Below are 18,790 nucleotides of genomic sequence, written 5' to 3' on the forward strand. Positions count from 1 at the left end.
TTCGGCATCTGGTTTTTATTGTTTTTAAATTTTCCACTAACATGTAGAAGGCATCGGTACAAACACCTACCTCGTTTGCTGTTCATATAATGTGGAGAAGGAGGTGAGCGGATGAGAAATCTTTACTGGGGGGTGGACTCTGCCACAGATGTTGATCAAGCATTGTACGCGTGTGTAGTAGCTAATTTTGGCCAGCCGGATTTTTGGGGCAGATATTTGACAACTGTTCCGAACGTTAATGAAGGGCTTACACGTGAGGAAATTGCATTTTTGCAAGGTGTGGGAATTAAATTGATGCCGATTTATAATGATTTTAGCGAAGCATTAGGCTATACACAAGGCAGGGTGGCAGCAAGGAACGCGATTTTTCACGCCCAAAGACTAGGAATAACAGGAGATATTTTTATTTTTGCCAACTTGGAAAATTTCTTTAATATCGATGCAGATTGGCTAATTGGCTGGGCGGATGCCTTTGTCGATAGCAGCTTCCGTCCGGGGTACTATAACGACCCGATCGAAGGGGATTTTAATGAAGCGTTTTGTGAGGCACAGGAACAAAGTGAAAATGTTAGGTTTCAAACAGTCTTGTGGAGTGCCGAACCTGAACCGGGCGTCACGACAAAAGCGAACACCCCTGTTTATAACCCAGAAGCTCCTGAGTGCGGGGGGAATGTGTGGGCCTGGCAATATGGTCGGGACGCCGCAGCTTGCCCGATAGATACCGTTCTTATGGAGGAACGGTTGTTTAATAGTCTGTTTTAGGATGCGAGTGGTCTATTCTTATATGGAGGAAGGGGGTGGTCCCGATAAGTGTGTACTTAGGAGACCATCCCTATTTGTCCTACCATGATTTTTTTATCACAGATAACCGTCCGTAAACCTTCCGTCTCAAAATAGAGAGGAGAGTGACATATTTAGACGAGAGAATACTCTGTTCGACTCACGGGCGTAGATACAATGTTAGTGATGGCATGAGGTATGAAGGTTAGGTTTATTTTGGGGTATCAGATTAAGAGCCCGATCTTAGAAATAGGCGGAAAAAACTCTCTTAAATAGTCATTAGCCATGATAATAGCTTAAATAGACGGAGAGATTCCGCTAATGACCGGGAAAATCTTAGAAATGGGTCGTTTTGCTTTGCACAACCGGAAAAATTCCTCTTATATTCCACAAAATGAGCCCTCTTCTGCATCTAATCGGAAAATATCCGCTTATTTTACTTTCACTAATGAACTAAATTATTGACAAGATTTTTTTAAGGGTAGAGAGAAGCCGGTTTATAAAAAAGGTTGAGACCTCATTTAAACCGAGTTTTTTATTAAAGGTCAAAGAATGACAAGCCACCTATTAGATTTCATTTGTCTGTTTTGTCACTAATGTTCTTTAAAGTTATGGTATGCAAAGAATAAATCCTTTAAGTCAGGTGGTATCCCGACAAAAGCTCCCTATTTTGGCTCTAAACAACCAGAATCATTAAACTGAAAATTATGACATTATTATAGCCTCTCGATCACTTTAATCAAGTTAATTTTTATCCACTTATCATTAATTTTAACCTGTTTAAGCTGTGTATCTATTTTATCAATAATCCCGATTACATCCGTATAATAGCCTTCATGCCAGTGTGTTAGTTTAACTTCTAATGTATATCTCATGGAGTCAAAGGCGATGTGGCCCATGTCCGTTAGTTCATCCTCAGTTAAATGAGGTTTAGGATCCTCGGCTTTTTCAAGATCGTACTCCCTTAAAGCTTGAATGTGTTCCGGCAACATCATTCGGCTCCCTTCCCACATTAAATTACCTCTTCGTAAAAATATGTCCTCGTGTTTTTTCATGGTGTCACCTCTTTATAACCAAATTACAAACAAACGTTCGTATTGTCAACTGGTTATTGTTACCTATATAAGAGGTGTATGAAATAGGAATTAAAAGGAAAGGCGAAAAGGCGCCTATTTTCGTAAAAAAACGAGTGATTAACAGCATATCCCGTGAAAGAATGCTAGTTTAGTGTAAGATATAAGCCACATTCTAGTTTGGGGAGCAGTAGATTACGGTGCTAAATATATAGTGGTTTAATGCTTTCTACATGTTTTTTTAGTGAATTATTATTGAGCTATGTATTCGTATTTAAAAACATGTGTCATTATTTCTTATAAAAAGTAATCACTTAAAGTAAAACAGCACTTTCGCCTAGTTTTCATGGGTTTGTCGTCCGTATAAATGGAAATGAAACTAATTTTTTCCTTTATTCAGGGTAAAATGAGAACAAAAGAATGTAGTTATTTCTTTATCTAATTTTTGATTCATTCTTGGGATAAAATAACCCATTTTTAAAATGGAGATTTGAAGATAGTAATAGTGATTGTCCTAGAAAAAAGAAGAGCTATAGAGAAAAGACAGAAGGCAGGGGTAGTATTGAAATATTTTTCGGGAAAGGTTTAATAGTTGAAGTGGATGCCATCATAATAGTTTGCTATTCTATGTAGGAAAATGACCATATATGGATACAGTATCATAAGTGCTATGACTTTTTACTAATAAAGAAAGACGATAGGTATATTCTTGAAATTGACTAAAAAAAAATTGTTCTATACAATGAATTCCGTTACATATTTTGCAAAAAAGAGGGTGATGGTGCTACATATACTCCTTAAAAAGTGCAGACTAAAACGATTTCGTTGCAGTATGAAAAGTTAAACCATTACAAGGAGGAAAATATGAAAAAGATAACTACTATTTTTGTCGTATTGCTTATGACAGTGGCGTTGTTCAGTATAGGAAACACGACTGCTGCTGATAATGATTCAGTTGTAGAAGAACATGGGCAATTAAGTATTAGTAACGGTGAATTAGTCAATGAACGAGGCGAACAAGTTCAGTTAAAAGGGATGAGTTCCCATGGTTTGCAATGGTACGGTCAATTTGTAAACTATGAAAGTATGAAATGGCTAAGAGATGATTGGGGAATAAATGTATTCCGAGCAGCAATGTATACCTCTTCAGGAGGATATATTGATGATCCATCAGTAAAGGAAAAAGTAAAAGAGGCTGTTGAAGCTGCGATAGACCTTGATATATATGTGATCATTGATTGGCATATCCTTTCAGACAATGACCCAAATATATATAAAGAAGAAGCGAAGGATTTCTTTGATGAAATGTCAGAGTTGTATGGAGACTATCCGAATGTGATATACGAAATTGCAAATGAACCGAATGGTAGTGATGTTACGTGGGACAATCAAATAAAACCGTATGCAGAGGAAGTCATTCCGGTTATTCGTAACAATGACCCTAATAACATTATTATTGTAGGTACAGGTACATGGAGTCAGGATGTCCATCATGCAGCTGATAATCAGCTTGCAGATCCTAACGTCATGTATGCATTTCATTTTTATGCAGGGACACATGGTCAAAATTTACGAGACCAAGTAGATTATGCATTAGATCAAGGAGCAGCGATATTTGTTAGTGAATGGGGAACAAGTGCAGCTACAGGTGATGGTGGCGTGTTTTTAGATGAAGCACAAGTGTGGATTGACTTTATGGATGAAAGAAATTTAAGCTGGGCCAACTGGTCTCTAACGCATAAAGATGAGTCATCTGCAGCGTTAATGCCAGGTGCAAATCCAACTGGTGGTTGGACAGAGGCTGAACTATCTCCATCTGGTACATTTGTGAGGGAAAAAATAAGAGAATCAGCATCTATTCCGCCAAGCGATCCAACACCGCCATCTGATCCAGGAGAACCGGATCCAACGCCCCCAAGTGATCCAGGAGAGTATCCAGCATGGGATCCAAATCAAATTTACACAAATGAAATTGTGTACCATAACGGCCAGCTATGGCAAGCAAAATGGTGGACACAAAATCAAGAGCCAGGTGACCCGTACGGTCCGTGGGAACCACTCAAATCTGATCCAGATTCAGGAGAACCGGATCCAACGCCCCCAAGTGATCCAGGAGAAAATCCAGCATGGGACCCAACGCAAATTTACACAGATGAAATTGTGTACCATAACGGCCAGCTATGGCAAGCAAAATGGTGGACACAAAATCAAGAGCCAGGTGACCCATACGGTCCGTGGGAACCACTCAATTAAACAATATAATTGATAAAAATTTACTAATCAGATAATGAGAATGCCAATAGTCTAAATTTGAAGATTGGCATTCTCATTTTACAATTAATTAATTTAATCATTGAAAATATTTAAGAACGAATTTGATAATATCCAAGGTACCATACTTAATTGGTGGTACTTTTTTCTGTACTTATAGCTGCCATTTCCCGAAAAAGCGGTCGAAAACTGGTGTGTTTTTCTGCATAATATTATAAATGTCAAAACATAAGAAAAAGCCTTGAAACATTGATATAACAACGTTTCTAAGGCTTTTCTGTATTTCTTATTCAGTGTATGCCAATTAACGAGAGTACCACTCAACGATAAGTTGTTCGTTAATTTCAGCTGGAAGCTCAGAACGCTCAGGTAAACGAGTGAACGTACCTTCGAGCTTATCTGCATCAAATTCAACGTAAGCAGGCGTAAAGTCGTTAACTTCAACAGCTGCTTTGACGATATCAAGATTACGTGATTTTTCACGCAAACCGATAGTTTGACCAGGTGTTACACGGTAAGATGGAATATCTACGCGTCCACCATCTACAGTGATATGGCCATGGTTAACTAATTGACGTGCTTGACGACGTGTGCGGGCAAGTCCTAAACGATAAACAAGGTTATCAAGACGGGATTCAAGTAAAACCATGAAGTTTTCACCGTGAATACCAGACTGTTTACCGGCTTGTTCGAAAAGACGTTGGAATTGGCGTTCGTTCATGCCGTACATGTGACGAAGTTTTTGCTTCTCTTGAAGCTGAAGGCCGTATTCCGTTAATTTTTTACGTTGGTTAGGGCCGTGTTGTCCTGGGCCATAAGGACGTTTTTGAAGTTCTTTTCCAGTTCCACTTAATGAGATACCAAGGCGGCGGGAAATCTTCCAGCTTGGTCCAGTATATCGAGCCATAATATAGCTCCTCCTTTAATATAGAAAGTGTTGTGAAATAAATAACAGTAGTAATCCCGTTCATACCGTCATTTCATTTTAGGCACCTTCGCCTCGACAGCTAGAGGTTACACAATACCCCTCGCACAAATAGCGGGAATGGAATGAACAACATGACGTTTACTTTGGCTGTCTTATTTGCACAAAGTACAGTGTATAATTTTTTGGCTTATAAGTCAAGGGAGAGAACGACTATGTCAAACAATCATTTTGTTTTGCCTATTTGATAATGCTTACATGGAGAAATCATTGTATGGATCAAAAAAAGTAATAGTTACAACTAGTAAAATAGAACGATTTTCATGTATAATGGATCATATACTAAAGTTTCATTTACGAACTTTATCAACGTAAGAGAGAAGGGGAAGCTATGATTACAGGGGAAAGATCGCTAAATTTTTCGACTATCTTTGAGACCGTCTTTCAGGACGATTGTCTCATTCCGGAAAAATATAAGCCAGCCATCTTTTTTTTAGCAGAAAATAATGGAGAAGTCAAAGTGTCAAAACAAACAGGGGATGTCCCCTTTATTATGACTGATTCATTTTCACATATGTCCCCTGATTGCTTTCGTGTCCCAGAAGCAGATTATATTATCATGACAGTAGATATGGCTATCCATAATAATGACTATAGTTGGCAGGGGTTATTTGGTGCCTTTTTTAAAAAAGATGCTAGAAAATTAGGAGAAGTGAAAGCTTACTTGAACGGCTTAAAGCCGTCGATTCATTTGGCGGCGGCAATGAACAAAGAAAATGTTCCGACTGCACGTTCTTTGCATACCTTTAATGTGCATGACAAGATTGCACACATGCTTAAAGAGACACATTATACCGATGAATTAAATGTATTTACAGATGTTTTTGCCCACCAGTTAAAAGATTATGTATCGAAAGAGGACGACGTGGCTGTCTTACTTAAAGATCCTTTTAGCTCCTATTATGTGTTAGAGGCTTCTACAAATGCCGCTTTGACTGATCAGAAAAGTCAATATACGATCGAGCAAATGACGCTGGCAGGTTTGCTTCAGTCTTCTGATAAAATGGGGGCTTATATTATTGAAAAAAAGGATGTCCCCTATTCGCTCTTTCGCGCATTATGGGCATATAATGATTTTTACATCATGCCGATTTTCTATAAGGCGGATTGCATTGGTATGATTATGGTTCTCACTTCACATGGGGAATGCAATCGGACGCACAATGGAGAAATGCTAAAGCTGACGTCAGATTTAGGTGCTTGGTTCAATAAGCTGATTCACGCTAAGCAAATGAGTGTAGAAAAGATAAGGAAAGATTTGTTACTAAAGGTTACTAGAAAATTTTATAGCTCTAAGGATGTAGGTGAGATTCTCGGTGAAATCGTGGAATCCCTACGCGAAGCTTACCCTGGGTGTAAGGTGAACTTAATGCTCTCGAACGAATGGGATGTTGCAGAAACACTTCCTGTTCAAATGCTAGATTTACAAGATTCGGTAGATGAAACGGCAGCTAAAGCGTATGTGACTGGAGAGCTCATCGTAACAGATACGACTATTAACGGGAAAACGATTCTTACTGTTCCGTTAAAGGGGCGCCAAGGGGTATATGGTGTTTTTGAAATGGAAATGGCTGTTTCGCAAATTTTCACTCACAGTGAATTGGAGTTTATTCAAGTTCTTGCGGATACAGGAGGAAATGCTATTGAGAATGCAGAGTTATATCAACAATCACGTCAGTATATAGAAGATCTTCAATTAATTAACCAGACCTCTCATCTCATTAACTCCAATTTGAAGGTAAATGAAGCGGTTGATCTAATGATGAACAAGATTATCGAGGCGTTTAAAGCGGATGAAGCTGGATTCATTATGTTTGATGATCGTTGGACGTTTAAAGATGGTGGACGTACATGGAGGTACCCTTCTGAAGAATTATTTGAAAATAACGTAAAGATTGCTGATTTAGTTATGACTTTAAAAACAGGCAAACAGGAGGTATTTTTAGGCGACTGGTCTAAAAACGTAAAGAATCCACCATTTAAGTCCGTTATTGGTATTCCAATGGTGCATAACAGCCAAGTAATTGGTGGTGTACTAGTCTTCAAAAAAGATGCTTATGCATTTAGTTTCGACTCTTTTAAATTATGTCAGTCTCTTGTGCACCATTGTACACTAGCTTTTGTTAATGCGATTCTACATGAAGAAATGAAGGAACTTGTCGTTACAGATTATTTAACGAAACTCTATACGCGTGAATATATGGATGAAATTGTGACTCACTCTATGAAAAATGACGGCTATGGCGCGTTTATTTTACTTGATATTGATCATTTTAAATCCATCAATGACCGATTTGGGCATCAAGCAGGAGATGCTGTTATTATCCAGGTAGCAAAAGTGATTCAGTCCTACACGAAACAAGACCGCGATATTGGTGTTCGTTGGGGAGGCGAGGAACTAGCAGTTTATTTACCGAAAACCGATGCTACCCATGCAGGTGATGTAGCTGAGCGAATTCGAATTATCGTCAAAGAGGAAACGGAACCGAACGTAACCGTTTCGTGTGGTGTATCTAGTTGGGCTTCTGAAGAAGGGATACCATCGCTAACGAAATTATTTAACGATGCAGATAAAGCTTTATATAGAGCGAAAGAAACTGGAAGAGATAAAGTTGAATTCTTTCATGAAACCGATAATAACGTGGAAGAACTTTAATTTAGAAGAAAGATGACATATCAAATGTGCATCACTCTTTTATCCAGCTAGTTAATGTTATTTTAAAACGTGTGTAAAATAACAAAAACGCTGAAAGGACAAGTGTCCTAAACGGCGTTTTTGTTTACGTATTTATTCAAATATGAGAGGACAATACTTTAACAAATTGCTGTAAGCCTTGTTCGTCCTCTTCTGAAAAACGTCCTTTTGACGGGCTATCGATATCTAGGACGCCTAGAAGTTCTCCATTCTTTAAAAAGGGGACCACAATTTCAGAATTTGAAGCGGCATCACACGCTATATGGCCAGGAAAGGCGTGAACGTCTTCAACACGCATCGTTCTTTTTTCTTTAGCGGCTGTACCACAAACCCCTTTGCCATAAGCGATTCTAACACAAGCTGGTAACCCTTGGAAGGGACCTAAAACAAGCTCACCTTGTTTCCATAGATAAAAACCTACCCAATTAACATCGGTTAAAAATTGATTTAAGAGGGCTGATGCGTTGCTTAAATTGGCAACTTGGTCCTTTTCTCCTTCTAATAATGCATCGAGCTGTTTAGCGAGGAGGTCATATTTAGCTGTTAAAGATCCTTCGTATGTTTTTGGTTGAAACAATGGTCTCATTCCTTTCAAAAGCTTTTGAAAATTATAACACAACTCGTTATCCAATGGAGAATTAAAAGTGTTTTTGTCGAGTATTCTTTGCAGGAAATTGTCTTTCCGACAAGGAAATTATAAAGACTACCGAATTTCACTTGAGTGATCAAGGAGGTGCTATGCTAACATGAATAAAAAAGCCTCAAAGAATAAAGTGATGCAGGCTGCTATTGAATTGTTTAATGTTAAAGGGTTTAGTGGAACCTCGGTGCGAGATATCGCTTTTAAAGCAGAGGCGAATGTGGCGCTGATATCTTATTATTTCGGCAGTAAACAAGGACTGTTGGAGCATCTTATGACGCACTTTCTTGAAGGGTATGTGGCTGCGATTGAGTCGCAATGTTTAGATTTGGAAGACGATGTCGAGCTCATATTTGATCGGTTATTACAGGCTATTTGGAATGTTATGGTGTATCAGCAGAAGCATCATGCACTAGCACGGTTTGTTCATCGAGAGATCACGTTAGATACCACCCTTGTCAGAGAACTCATGTCTTCGTATTTAGCAAAAGAAAAGCACCTCTACCATACATTATTAGTGGCAGCATATGAGAGAGGTGAGATGAAAGCCCGTGCGAATGAATATTTTGTTTTACAACTAAGAGGCATGCTCACAATGCCATTTTTGCATCCTCAATACATTCGAGAGGTTTATCATTTAATGCCTCATGAAAATCACTTTCTTGATAAATACTTCTCTGAGTTGTGTCAATGGGTTTCAACCCATTTCAAAGATGCTGTCACGAGCGTTCCTATACAAGATCAAACATGACAGCGGTTTTCTACATTAGAAAAATCTTGCCACTTCATCTCTAGAAGTCCCTACATAATTGGCTGTATGAGCATCGGATCCATACACAAGTGGAATGTGCATTTCTTTCGCTTTTTCAATCCAACGTAACGGTGGATAAGTTTCACCACAATGCTCTTTGCTTAAGCCAGCAATATTAATATCTAATGATTTATTATTATCTCTAACTGTTTCAAGTGTCTTCATTATCAAAGGTGTATCATCAAAATCACGAGGGAACAGTTTTTGAAACTTTCTAGCAAGCGAGATGTGGCCGATACGACATGGTGTAAATTGACCTAAGTTGGCTTCAATGGAAGCTTGGACGGTCTTGTAGTACAACTCATATACTTTTTTGATGGAGCCACAAGCACTTATGAGAGACTGAAATGCCTCTGGACTATAGTCGATACAATGGTAGGAGCCATTAGGTGCTTGGAGAAAGTGGACAGACAAAATGCTATCATCTAATTGGTGTCCCCATGTGTTTAACAACATAGCAGTCTGCTCGGAAAAGCCATCGATATAATCTATTTCTAACCCAATGTTGATCTCAATAGAAGAGGCATATGTTTGTTTGGCAGCATAACAGGTGTCTATGTAAAGAGACAATTGATCAGGTGATAGGGCAGAATCCTTAGTTGGAACAGGATCTGTGAATCCATTAGGTAAAGGGGCATGCTCCGTGAAAGTGATCGATGTCACCCCCTTATCAATTGCATTTTCAATATAAGCCTCTAATGGGTCTGAGGAGCCATGCGGGCAAAAAGGTGTGTGGATATGGTGGTCATGTGTAATCACGTCATAGTCTCCTTTCTTTTCCTTTAAAAAATCATGAAGAAAGACGACCACTTTCGACCTTTCCATGATATGATAGAAGTAGGTATCACTAAGTATAGTTAGGGAAATGCGAATACGTTTAAAACGTCGCTAAAAGATAAGCTATATAAACGTTTATTTTATTCTGGTAACGGGTATATTCTATCATAATTTTTATAAAGATGAACACATAGGTTAAGGAGGCCTCATAATATGTTTTTATATATTGTATATACTGTCATAGTTCTTTTTTTAGTCACAATTATCTATGGGGCATGGGCTAGAAAGAGAATTTATAAAGAAGTGGACAGGCTGGAAAGTGAAAAGTTGCAATTAATGAATGAGCCTGTAAGAGAAGAGCTGGCCAGGATAAAAGGACTAAAAATGTCTGGCGAAACGGAAGAGCGCTTCGAACAGTGGCGCGAAGAATGGGATAATATCATTACAATTCAACTTCCTGATATGGAAGAAAAGCTATTTGATATTGAGGAAATGGCAAATAAATATCGGTTTCAAAAAGCGAAACGCTATATTAAGTTTATGGATGAAGAGCTAGCAGCTGTTAAACAACAAATGAAAGAAATGATAGGAGAAGTTGACGAGCTATTACATAGTGAAGAAAAGAATCGAGAGGATATTCATGCTGTTAAAGAGCAGTTCGATGATACGAAAAAGAAACTGTGGGTCCAAAAAGGGACGTTAGGTCAAGCAGCTCCAATAATTGAAGCGCGTTTAAAGGAAGTTCATGAGATGTTTGATCGCTTTGATGAGCAAACAAACGAAGGTAATTACTTTCAAGCAAGGGAAATACTTCTTGAAATGCAATCTTTGTTAACCGTTTATTTTAATTATATGGATGAGATACCCCAGCTATTAGTTAAGTTGGAGAAGGATCTACCAAAACAATTAGAGGAATTAGAGAAAGGTCTTGAAGAGATGAAAGCTGATGGCTATCCTCTTCATCATTTCTCATATGAGTGGCAAGTAAATGAGATGAAACGGCAACTTATTGCCACATTACCTGTAGTGGAAAACCTACAATTAGCCGAGGCTGAGGAGCCAGTACAGCATATAGAAAATGAAATTAATGATATATATGGAAAACTAGAACATGAAGTATTATCTCGTAATTTTGTAGAAAAAGAGCTACCTGAACTAAATGAAAGGTTAACTGGCCTACGTCAGCTATTCGAAGAGTTAAGTGCAGAAATAGAGACGATTAAACTCAACTACCGGCTTGATGAAGAACATGATCGCCATCAAATGAAGCTAGAGAAAGATCTTAAAAATTTATTCAGTCAATTTGCTGTACTTGAAGATGCCCTGGAGGAAAAAAAGCAATCTTATACAACACTTAGGAAAATGACGCAAGATTTTCAAGAGCAAATTCAGGTGACGGAAGATGACATAACTGAAACAACAGATAACCTTAATCTGCTACGTAGTGATGAGCGACAGGCGGAGCAAACGATTCAGGATTTGAAACATACGCTTTCACAAAGCCAAAAACATTTACAGCGTAGCAATATCCCTGGTGTGCCTGAAAGTAGTATGATGCGGCTTGACGAGGCTGAAAAGCTTTTGCGATCAGCTGCTGAGGGTTTAAATCAAATACCAATATCGATGAAAGAAATTAATCATAAAGTCGATCAGGCTAAAAAGCAAGTGGATGAATGTGTCACAGAGTTAGAAAAAACAATTGACCATGCCCACCTTTCTGAGAAGGCGATACAGTATGGAAATCGTTACCGCAGTCAAAATGATCACGTTAATATTAAGCTTTTACAAGCTGAGGATCGCTTTAGAAATTATTTGTATGAAGAAGCTTTAGAGCTGGCAGTGGAAGCCCTGGAGCCTATAGATCCTGATGTTCTTGAAAAAATCAAGGAGCAGGAAACTTACCAAGTGACGTATTCTTAATAAAGGGGATTTCGGAGGGGATCACTCATGAAAAAAACGTGGATGATAGTAGGAAGTGTCACTCTTCTTTGTATCACAAGTTGGTTGTTAGTCATTGTCATCCTGTTTGACCCTTTTTCAAAAAAAGAATTAACAACTTTGCAAGGTGAAGAATCTTCGTCCCTTTTTGATGTATATGGAGAACATTTGAGTAGCAGTCATCAGGCAGATTTAATAGGACTTGAGGAGTTTGAAAAGGAATTAGCCGCTGACAATCCTTCTTCCTCTACTGAGATTAGTTTAGAGAGTGAACCAGCTGAAGATAAAGAGTTAAAAAGGGATAGGAAGGAAGAGGATAGTGTGGAGAGCGAGACTAATCACACTGATCTCAATAAAGAAAAAGTCACAGAAGAAATAACGACTACGAAAGGTATACGTCCTGGAGATTTTTCTCATATAGCACCTGATGGTATTATTTCTATTGAAAAGCTCTTTGAAGAACTCTCTATAGAAGTGGAATAATGGCATGATGATGAGTTGCCTGCTAGGTCTTAATGAGCCGAAGCAGGTTTTTTGTTTGTTAAGTGTTGTTCTAGGGCGAGTGAAATTGGAAAATGACTTTCTTTATTAATATAAAACGAACCTTCAATTAGTGGGTGTTTTCGTCCTTGTCCTACTGATTGGTCGTTGCGTGAATTAGGACCTTAGCGTCCATTAACTCCCGCCTAAATAGATTTTATCTCTACTCTCTATTTTTGGGGGAGTTTTATGGACAGGCTATCTGTGATAACAAGGTGATAGGTATAAAACATATCATAACTGTAAATGGAGCACACTAACACTGTGATTTGTGTCGTCTTTACACTAGTTTAAGGTTTGAACATCAAGGCTTGAAAAAAGTAAGTATTTAGCTGTTTGAAAAATAATAATTATGGTATGATACTTTGTTGAATATAGTTTCTAGACAAATGAAGGGGTCGTTTGGAATGATATATTTTGATAATAGTGCTACAACACTACCGTACAAAGAGGTAGTGGATACTTTTGCAAAAGTTTCAATAGATTATTTTGGTAATCCTTCATCGCTTCATCCTATAGGAAAAGCGTCTGAGCAGCTTATGGAGCAAGCAAGAAAAAGAGTAGCTGCGTTACTTAACGTGAATGCCTCCGAGATTGTGTTTACTTCAGGTGGCACTGAAGGCAATAATTTGGCGATTAAAGGGGCTGCTTATCAGCACCGTTCACGTGGCAATCACATTATTACGACAGGTATAGAGCATTCTTCTTCTTATGAAGTGTGTAAACATCTAGAAAAAGAGGGGTTCTTAGTAACCTATCTGATACCTGATAAAAACGGTTGTGTATCAGCTTCGGATGTGAGAAAAGCCTTAACGGATAAAACAATCTTAGTGTCTGTCATACATGTTAACAATGAGCTCGGAAGCATCCAGCCGGTTGAGGAAATTGGGTCTCTATTGGCTGAATATCCAAAGGTATTGTTTCATGTAGATCACGTTCAAGGTGTGACGAAGGTGCCCATTAATTTTCAAAGGGCAAATATAGATCTCTGCACCATTTCAGCACATAAATTCCATGGACTTCCAGGTAATGGTGTTGTGATAGTGCGTGACAACGTAAAATTGGTCTCTTTGTTCTCAGGAGGAAATCAACAAGCTGGTTATAGAGCAGGGACAGAAAATGTAGCAGGGATTGTGGCTATGACTAAAGCGTTACGAATTACCTTGGATGAAGCGGAAAAAGGGACAGATCACCTTCAGCAAATGTCACATTGGTTGGAAGAAGAGTTAATGAAAATAGATGGTGTTATAATTAATTCTCCGGCAGAAAGAGCACCGCATATTTTAAATTTTTCTATACCAGGGTTAAAGCCAGAGGTTGTCGTTCAAGCATTAGCAGAACGAGACGTGTACGTGTCTACAAAATCTGCTTGTTCATCGAAAAAGAATGCCCCTAGTCGTATATTGGTGGCGGCAGGATTTGAGGAGAAACAAGCTAATTCTGCCATCAGATTATCTTTCTCGTTCAGTAATACAAAAGAAGAAGCTTCGGTTTTTCTCGAAAAATTAAAAGAAGTAGTGGCGACGATGAAAAAGGTGGTAAAAATCAAATGAAGTATGATCATATTTTAATCCGTTATGCGGAATTATCTTTAAAAGGAAAAAATAGAAAGCAGTTTGAACAGAAGTTAGAAAGAAATATTAGAGAGGTTTTAAAAGGTTTTGAAGCAATTAAAGTAAAACGTTCCTTTGGTCGCATGTTTGTAAAATTGAATGGTGAAGAGGAGACAGCTGTGTGTCAGAAGCTACAGACTGTATTTGGCATCCATTCTCTTAGCCCATCAATAAAAATTGCTTTATCAGAAAAGGAGATAAGTGAGGGCGCTTTATGGGCAGCGGAAGATGCTTTACCATCGGGAAGAGGAACCTTTAAAGTGTCAGTGAGGCGTACCAATAAAGATTTTCCAATAGGCTCACAAGAAATGAATAAGGTGATCGGCGGTCATATTTTACGAAATATGAATGAGATTAGTGTGGATGTTCATAACCCAGATGTTGAATTAAAAGTGGAGATCAGATCTGAAGCTGCTTATATATCATCTAAAGTTCTTAAAGGAGCAGGTGGGTTACCAGTAGGAACGAGCGGAAAGGTTTTACTAATGCTCTCTGGAGGGATAGACAGTCCTGTAGCAGGCTATCTTGCCTTGAAAAGAGGTGTTACATTAGAGGCCATTCATTTTCATAGTCCTCCTTTTACAAATGAAAGAGCGAAGCAAAAGGTTGAGGATTTAGTAAAAGTGTTAACACAATTTGGTGGGACGATTAAGCTCCATATCGTGCCTTTTACTGATGTGCAAACGCTGATTCATAAGCAAGTACCAGATAATTATGAAATGACGGTTACGAGACGTTTTATGCTGAGAATAGCCGAAAAAATAGCAAAGGTACACCATGCTAAAGCGATTGTAAATGGAGAAAGTCTTGGACAAGTGGCTAGTCAGACGCTTGATAGTATGTATACAATTAATAGTGTGACAAATCTGCCTGTATTGCGTCCCCTTATTACAATGGATAAACTTGAAGTAATTGAGCAGGCAAGAAAAATTGGTACATACGATATCTCAATTTTACCTTATGAAGATTGCTGTACTATTTTTTTACCAGCCGAGTCGAAAACAAAACCAGATAAAGACAAAGCGGAACGATATGAAAGTTTCCTTAATCTTGAGGAGATCATTGATGACGCAGTAAACCGAACGACGAGCCATGAATTTACGCCTTCTGCAGATGAAGAGTCAGAAATTAATGAGCTTTTCTAAACGTAAGAATATAAAGAGAATATCACAATTGAAGATTCATCATGAACAAGCGAAAAATACTAAATAATTTAAATCGTATGGTCGTTTTATAAAAGGTTATAGATTAAGAACAGGACTAACAGAGCAATGTTGCGAAAGAATTTATCGCCTCATTTTTAGACGTCCCACGATAAAACTACGTCTCTGGCATTCACTGTATGCTTATTTTTAGAGATGGCATATGTGTTTGGATGAAGGAATGGATAGAGTAACTGATGGTTTAGTTAAAGCAATATGATATCATTTTTCAATTATTGGATGTCTAACCAAGATTCTTCTCGAATTAGATCATTTCTTTTGTCGCATTATAAGCGTACAAGGGAGGTGAGATTATATGGCTAATAACAACAACAGCTCAAATCAATTAGTAGTCCCTGGGGTACAACAAGCGTTGGATCAAATGAAATACGAAATTGCTCAAGAATTTGGGGTGCAACTTGGTCCAGATGCAACTGCACGTTCTAACGGTTCTGTCGGTGGTGAAATTACAAAAAGACTTGTTCAAATGGCAGAACAACAAATGAGTGGGTATCAACAATAATATAAAAATATGTGACTCTAGGGCATCCGAATGGGTGCCCTTTTATTTTTGATTTATATCTTAATTGCCTGTATGATGAATTTGTTATATATTTTACAGAATTAAAGCTGTCTGTGGAAAGGAGCACTTTCTTTGGGAACTTTGTGGTATGGAGGAAGAATACGCACCCTTTGTAGTGAAGAGGATGTGCAAGAAGCAGTTTTTGTTGAAGAAGGACATATCGTGAGTGTCGGTCGGTTAGCCGATTTAAAGCTTAAACATGAAGGCACTATTTCCGAGGAAATAAATCTACAGGGCGCTGTTATGTATCCTGGATTTGTTGACAGCCATTTACATATGATTGGACACGGAGAAAAGTTGCTTAAACTCGATGTCTCAGATGTGACAAGTATTACGAGATTATGCGCCATCTTAAAAAAAGCGATTAAAGAACTCCCGCCTGGACAATGGCTCGTGGCAGAAGGGTTTAATGAAAATTTATATGATCAGCAACTAGTTCCAGATAAGTATGTGCTCGATAGCGTCTCTTTACATCACCCGATTATCGTTTCAAGGGTGTGTCGACATGCAAGCGTAATAAATACATATGCTTTACAGTTAGCTGGGATTGATAAACATACTCCTGAGCCTGCTGGCGGGATAATTGTACGTGATGAGCATGGTGCACCAACTGGCTATTTGCATGATCAGGCACAAGAATTAGTTAAAAAATATTTGCCAGAGAAAGATTTTACTTATGTAGAAAAGGCTCTCTCCACAGCTGTTAATGATCTTCTTAAAAAAGGGTATACAGGAGGACATTCAGAAGATCTAAACTATTATGGTGATGCGGACGCTACTCTTAAAGCGTTTTACAATGTGATAGATAGTATACATTGTAAATTTCGCACGAATCTACTTATCCATCATGAGGTAGCCTCTGGCATTTTATCTAACTATCATCAAACTGATCACCCCTACGTCGAGCTTGGGGCGGTGAAAATTTTTGCTGATGGAGCTTTAGGTGGGAGAACTGCTTTACTGAGTAAGCCGTACGACGATGATCCTTCCACTTGTGGGGTGGGGATTCATACGAAAAGTGAACTTGAGGAGCTTATCAAAGAAGCCCGTGCTTTCTTCAGACCAGTTGCGATACATGTCATTGGAGATAAGGCGCTTGAAATGGCGATCGAGGCCATTGAAGCATACCCTCCTGAAGAAGGACAGCGTGATCGTTTAATACATTTGCAAGTAACGAGAGAAGATTTAATAGCTCGTTTGCAACAGCTTCCTGTAGTTCTCGATATTCAGCCTAGGTTTGTTGCTTCTGATTTCCCATGGGTCGAGAAGCGTCTTGGAAAGAAAAGGTTGGAAACCTCCTTTGCTTGGAAAACATTCATAGATAAAGGGCTAATGTGTGCAGGAGGCTCTGATGCCCCGATTGAACCAATTGACCCGATGCTTGGTATTCATGCAGCTGTCACGAGACGGAAACCTGAAGAGGAACATGCAGGTTATAACCCACATGAAAAACTATCGTTATACGAGGCGCTTACGTTATTTACTACTGGCAGTGCAAAAGCGATCGGAAAAGAGAATGTATATGGCAAAATAGCAAAAGGATATAAGCCCGACTTTACAATTTTAACAGAGGATTTGTTTGACCTTTCTCCTGATGAGTGGCTAAATGTTAAAGTGGCTAAAACTGTAGTGGATAATACAATTATGTACGCTTTAAATCAGAAGTCGTAAGTTAAGGAGAATGTGCCACGATTGGGTGGCGTCATATGGGTTAAGTTTAAAAAGAAGAGAGAGATTAAATATTTGGTAACATGTATTAGGAAATAAGTAGACAACAAAGTGGAAGTCTTGCGTATACAAAACTTCCACAGGCATATGATTTATCACAGATAACCTCCGTAAACAAGTTAACGGACGTTAATGTCTTTATTAACTCAAATTACGACTCAGGGGGGCAACGACGAAAATGCCCACTGATTGAAGGTTCGTTTTATAAAAAGCTACGTTTGACTTTATGAATAAATAAATTGTCTTTTAAGCGAAGTGTTTTAATGGTTCTGTCACTTACTTTCACTTTCACTTCATGTGAATGGCGAATACTTAGGGCTTCATTATCAGCACCAATGATAGGATGATCATTACCATCTTGTACGATTTTAAGGATGAGCTCACGATCGTTATTTAATATGAGAGGTGATCCTAAAGTACGATATTGATTGTTGTTAAGAGAAGCAATTTCAGTTAATTGCATAGCGTTTAATTTAGGGTCCACAACCGCCCCTTTTAGTGATTTATTATAAGCGGTACTACCTGTAGGAGTAGACACAATCATGCCATCTCCACGGAAGGTTTCAAGATGGATACCATCGATGAATACATCGATAGCAAATGTTTTGATGATGTTAGACCGAATCGATAATTCATTTAGACACTGGAATTCCTGAAGATCGTCAACAGTGACTTGAAGAGTGGGGTAGCGTAACACTTCGATATTTTCTGCTTGCATGCCCAACTCTATTTTTTCTAAGTCATTTAAATTAAAATCAGTATAGAAGCCAAGCTTATCGTCGTTAATCCCGATGTAGAGGCAATCCTCACGGAAACCTGTTTTTCTGATAGCTTGAAGGAATGTTCCATCGCCTCCAATACTGGCAATGATATTGGCTTTATCAGGTGATTCAGCTAACGTAAAACCATGTTTCTTTCCAAGCTCACGAAGCTTTTGAACTTTTTCATCAAGTTCATCATTTGGCTTATAAAACAAATAGACCTGTTTTCTCTCACTCTTCATGTTGGATGCATCCTTTCTTCTTACATGATTTTCATCAGTTTCGTTTTTTCTGTAAACACGTTAAAATAAAACTTAGTGTCCCACATAAGTCGTAATATGAAACTAAACTTCTACTATTATCGTATCAAATAATAGGTCATTCGTGGGTATT

At 38.4% G+C, this 18,790-nt stretch carries 15 protein-coding genes; 10 read left to right on the forward strand and 5 right to left on the reverse strand.

Annotated features, from left to right (window positions below; genetic code table 11):
- The first annotated feature begins 111 nt into the window (after nucleotides 1-111).
- Nucleotides 112-762: a glycoside hydrolase domain-containing protein gene (locus BK581_RS18220; RefSeq protein ID WP_078579506.1), complete on the forward strand. Its 651-nt coding sequence runs from the start codon at nucleotides 112-114 to the stop codon at nucleotides 760-762.
- 734 nt (nucleotides 763-1,496) lie between these two features.
- Here the strand turns inward: BK581_RS18220 and BK581_RS18225 are convergent.
- Complete coding sequence (locus BK581_RS18225; protein WP_078579507.1) at nucleotides 1,497-1,835, reverse strand: YolD-like family protein; 339 nt, start codon at nucleotides 1,833-1,835, stop codon at nucleotides 1,497-1,499.
- An 882-nt stretch (nucleotides 1,836-2,717) separates the two neighbouring features.
- On the opposite strand from BK581_RS18225, the gene BK581_RS18230 reads away from it, so the two are divergent.
- Nucleotides 2,718-4,106 carry a cellulase family glycosylhydrolase gene (locus tag BK581_RS18230; protein ID WP_078579508.1) on the forward strand — a complete coding sequence of 463 codons (1,389 nt, stop codon included), beginning with the start codon at nucleotides 2,718-2,720 and terminating at the stop codon, nucleotides 4,104-4,106.
- A gap of 322 nt (nucleotides 4,107-4,428) precedes the next feature.
- Here the strand turns inward: BK581_RS18230 and rpsD are convergent, their stop codons facing one another.
- Complete coding sequence (rpsD, locus tag BK581_RS18235; protein WP_078579509.1) at nucleotides 4,429-5,031, reverse strand: 30S ribosomal protein S4; 603 nt, start codon at nucleotides 5,029-5,031, stop codon at nucleotides 4,429-4,431.
- 409 nt (nucleotides 5,032-5,440) lie between these two features.
- On the opposite strand from rpsD, the gene BK581_RS18240 reads away from it, so the two are divergent.
- Nucleotides 5,441-7,765, forward strand: a complete 2,325-nt coding sequence (locus BK581_RS18240) for a diguanylate cyclase domain-containing protein (protein WP_078579510.1) — start codon at nucleotides 5,441-5,443, stop codon at nucleotides 7,763-7,765.
- Between the two features lie 136 nt (nucleotides 7,766-7,901).
- On the opposite strand, the gene BK581_RS18245 is transcribed toward BK581_RS18240, so the two are convergent.
- Nucleotides 7,902-8,381, reverse strand: coding sequence for a GAF domain-containing protein (locus BK581_RS18245; RefSeq protein ID WP_078579511.1), 480 nt, complete (start codon nucleotides 8,379-8,381; stop codon nucleotides 7,902-7,904).
- A 169-nt stretch (nucleotides 8,382-8,550) separates the two neighbouring features.
- Between BK581_RS18245 and refZ the strand changes: the two genes are divergently transcribed.
- Entirely contained in the window at nucleotides 8,551-9,195 is a 645-nt protein-coding gene (gene refZ, locus BK581_RS18250; protein ID WP_078579512.1) for a forespore capture DNA-binding protein RefZ, read from the forward strand.
- 15 nt (nucleotides 9,196-9,210) lie between these two features.
- Here refZ and hisJ read toward each other — a convergent pair whose 3' ends face one another.
- Complete coding sequence (gene hisJ, locus BK581_RS18255) at nucleotides 9,211-10,014, reverse strand: histidinol-phosphatase HisJ (protein ID WP_322788446.1); 804 nt, start codon at nucleotides 10,012-10,014, stop codon at nucleotides 9,211-9,213.
- Nucleotides 10,015-10,245: 231 nt separating this feature from the next.
- Between hisJ and ezrA the strand changes: the two genes are divergently transcribed.
- From ezrA to BK581_RS18285, 6 genes are all read left to right on the forward strand, one after another.
- Nucleotides 10,246-11,952 carry a septation ring formation regulator EzrA gene (gene ezrA / locus BK581_RS18260; protein ID WP_078579514.1) on the forward strand — a complete coding sequence of 569 codons (1,707 nt, stop codon included), beginning with the start codon at nucleotides 10,246-10,248 and terminating at the stop codon, nucleotides 11,950-11,952.
- 27 nt (nucleotides 11,953-11,979) lie between these two features.
- Nucleotides 11,980-12,453, forward strand: coding sequence for a hypothetical protein (locus BK581_RS18265; protein WP_078579515.1), 474 nt, complete (start codon nucleotides 11,980-11,982; stop codon nucleotides 12,451-12,453).
- A 464-nt stretch (nucleotides 12,454-12,917) separates the two neighbouring features.
- A complete protein-coding gene (locus BK581_RS18270) occupies nucleotides 12,918-14,063 on the forward strand; it encodes a cysteine desulfurase family protein (protein WP_078579516.1) in 1,146 nt (381 codons plus the stop codon).
- Nucleotides 14,060-15,268 carry a tRNA uracil 4-sulfurtransferase ThiI gene (thiI, locus tag BK581_RS18275; RefSeq protein WP_078579517.1) on the forward strand — a complete coding sequence of 403 codons (1,209 nt, stop codon included), beginning with the start codon at nucleotides 14,060-14,062 and terminating at the stop codon, nucleotides 15,266-15,268. The genes BK581_RS18270 and thiI overlap by 4 nt, the downstream gene beginning before the upstream one ends.
- Nucleotides 15,269-15,641: 373 nt before the next feature.
- Nucleotides 15,642-15,848: an alpha/beta-type small acid-soluble spore protein gene (locus BK581_RS18280; RefSeq protein WP_078579518.1), complete on the forward strand. Its 207-nt coding sequence runs from the start codon at nucleotides 15,642-15,644 to the stop codon at nucleotides 15,846-15,848.
- 132 nt (nucleotides 15,849-15,980) lie between these two features.
- Complete coding sequence (locus tag BK581_RS18285; RefSeq protein WP_078579519.1) at nucleotides 15,981-17,579, forward strand: amidohydrolase; 1,599 nt, start codon at nucleotides 15,981-15,983, stop codon at nucleotides 17,577-17,579.
- Between the two features lie 259 nt (nucleotides 17,580-17,838).
- On the opposite strand, the gene BK581_RS18290 is transcribed toward BK581_RS18285, so the two are convergent.
- Entirely contained in the window at nucleotides 17,839-18,639 is an 801-nt protein-coding gene (locus tag BK581_RS18290) for an NAD kinase (RefSeq protein WP_078579520.1), read from the reverse strand.
- Nucleotides 18,640-18,790 lie beyond the last annotated feature (151 nt).

The organism is Salipaludibacillus agaradhaerens, assembly GCF_002019735.1.
Taxonomy (GTDB): domain Bacteria; phylum Bacillota; class Bacilli; order Bacillales; family Salisediminibacteriaceae; genus Salipaludibacillus; species Salipaludibacillus agaradhaerens.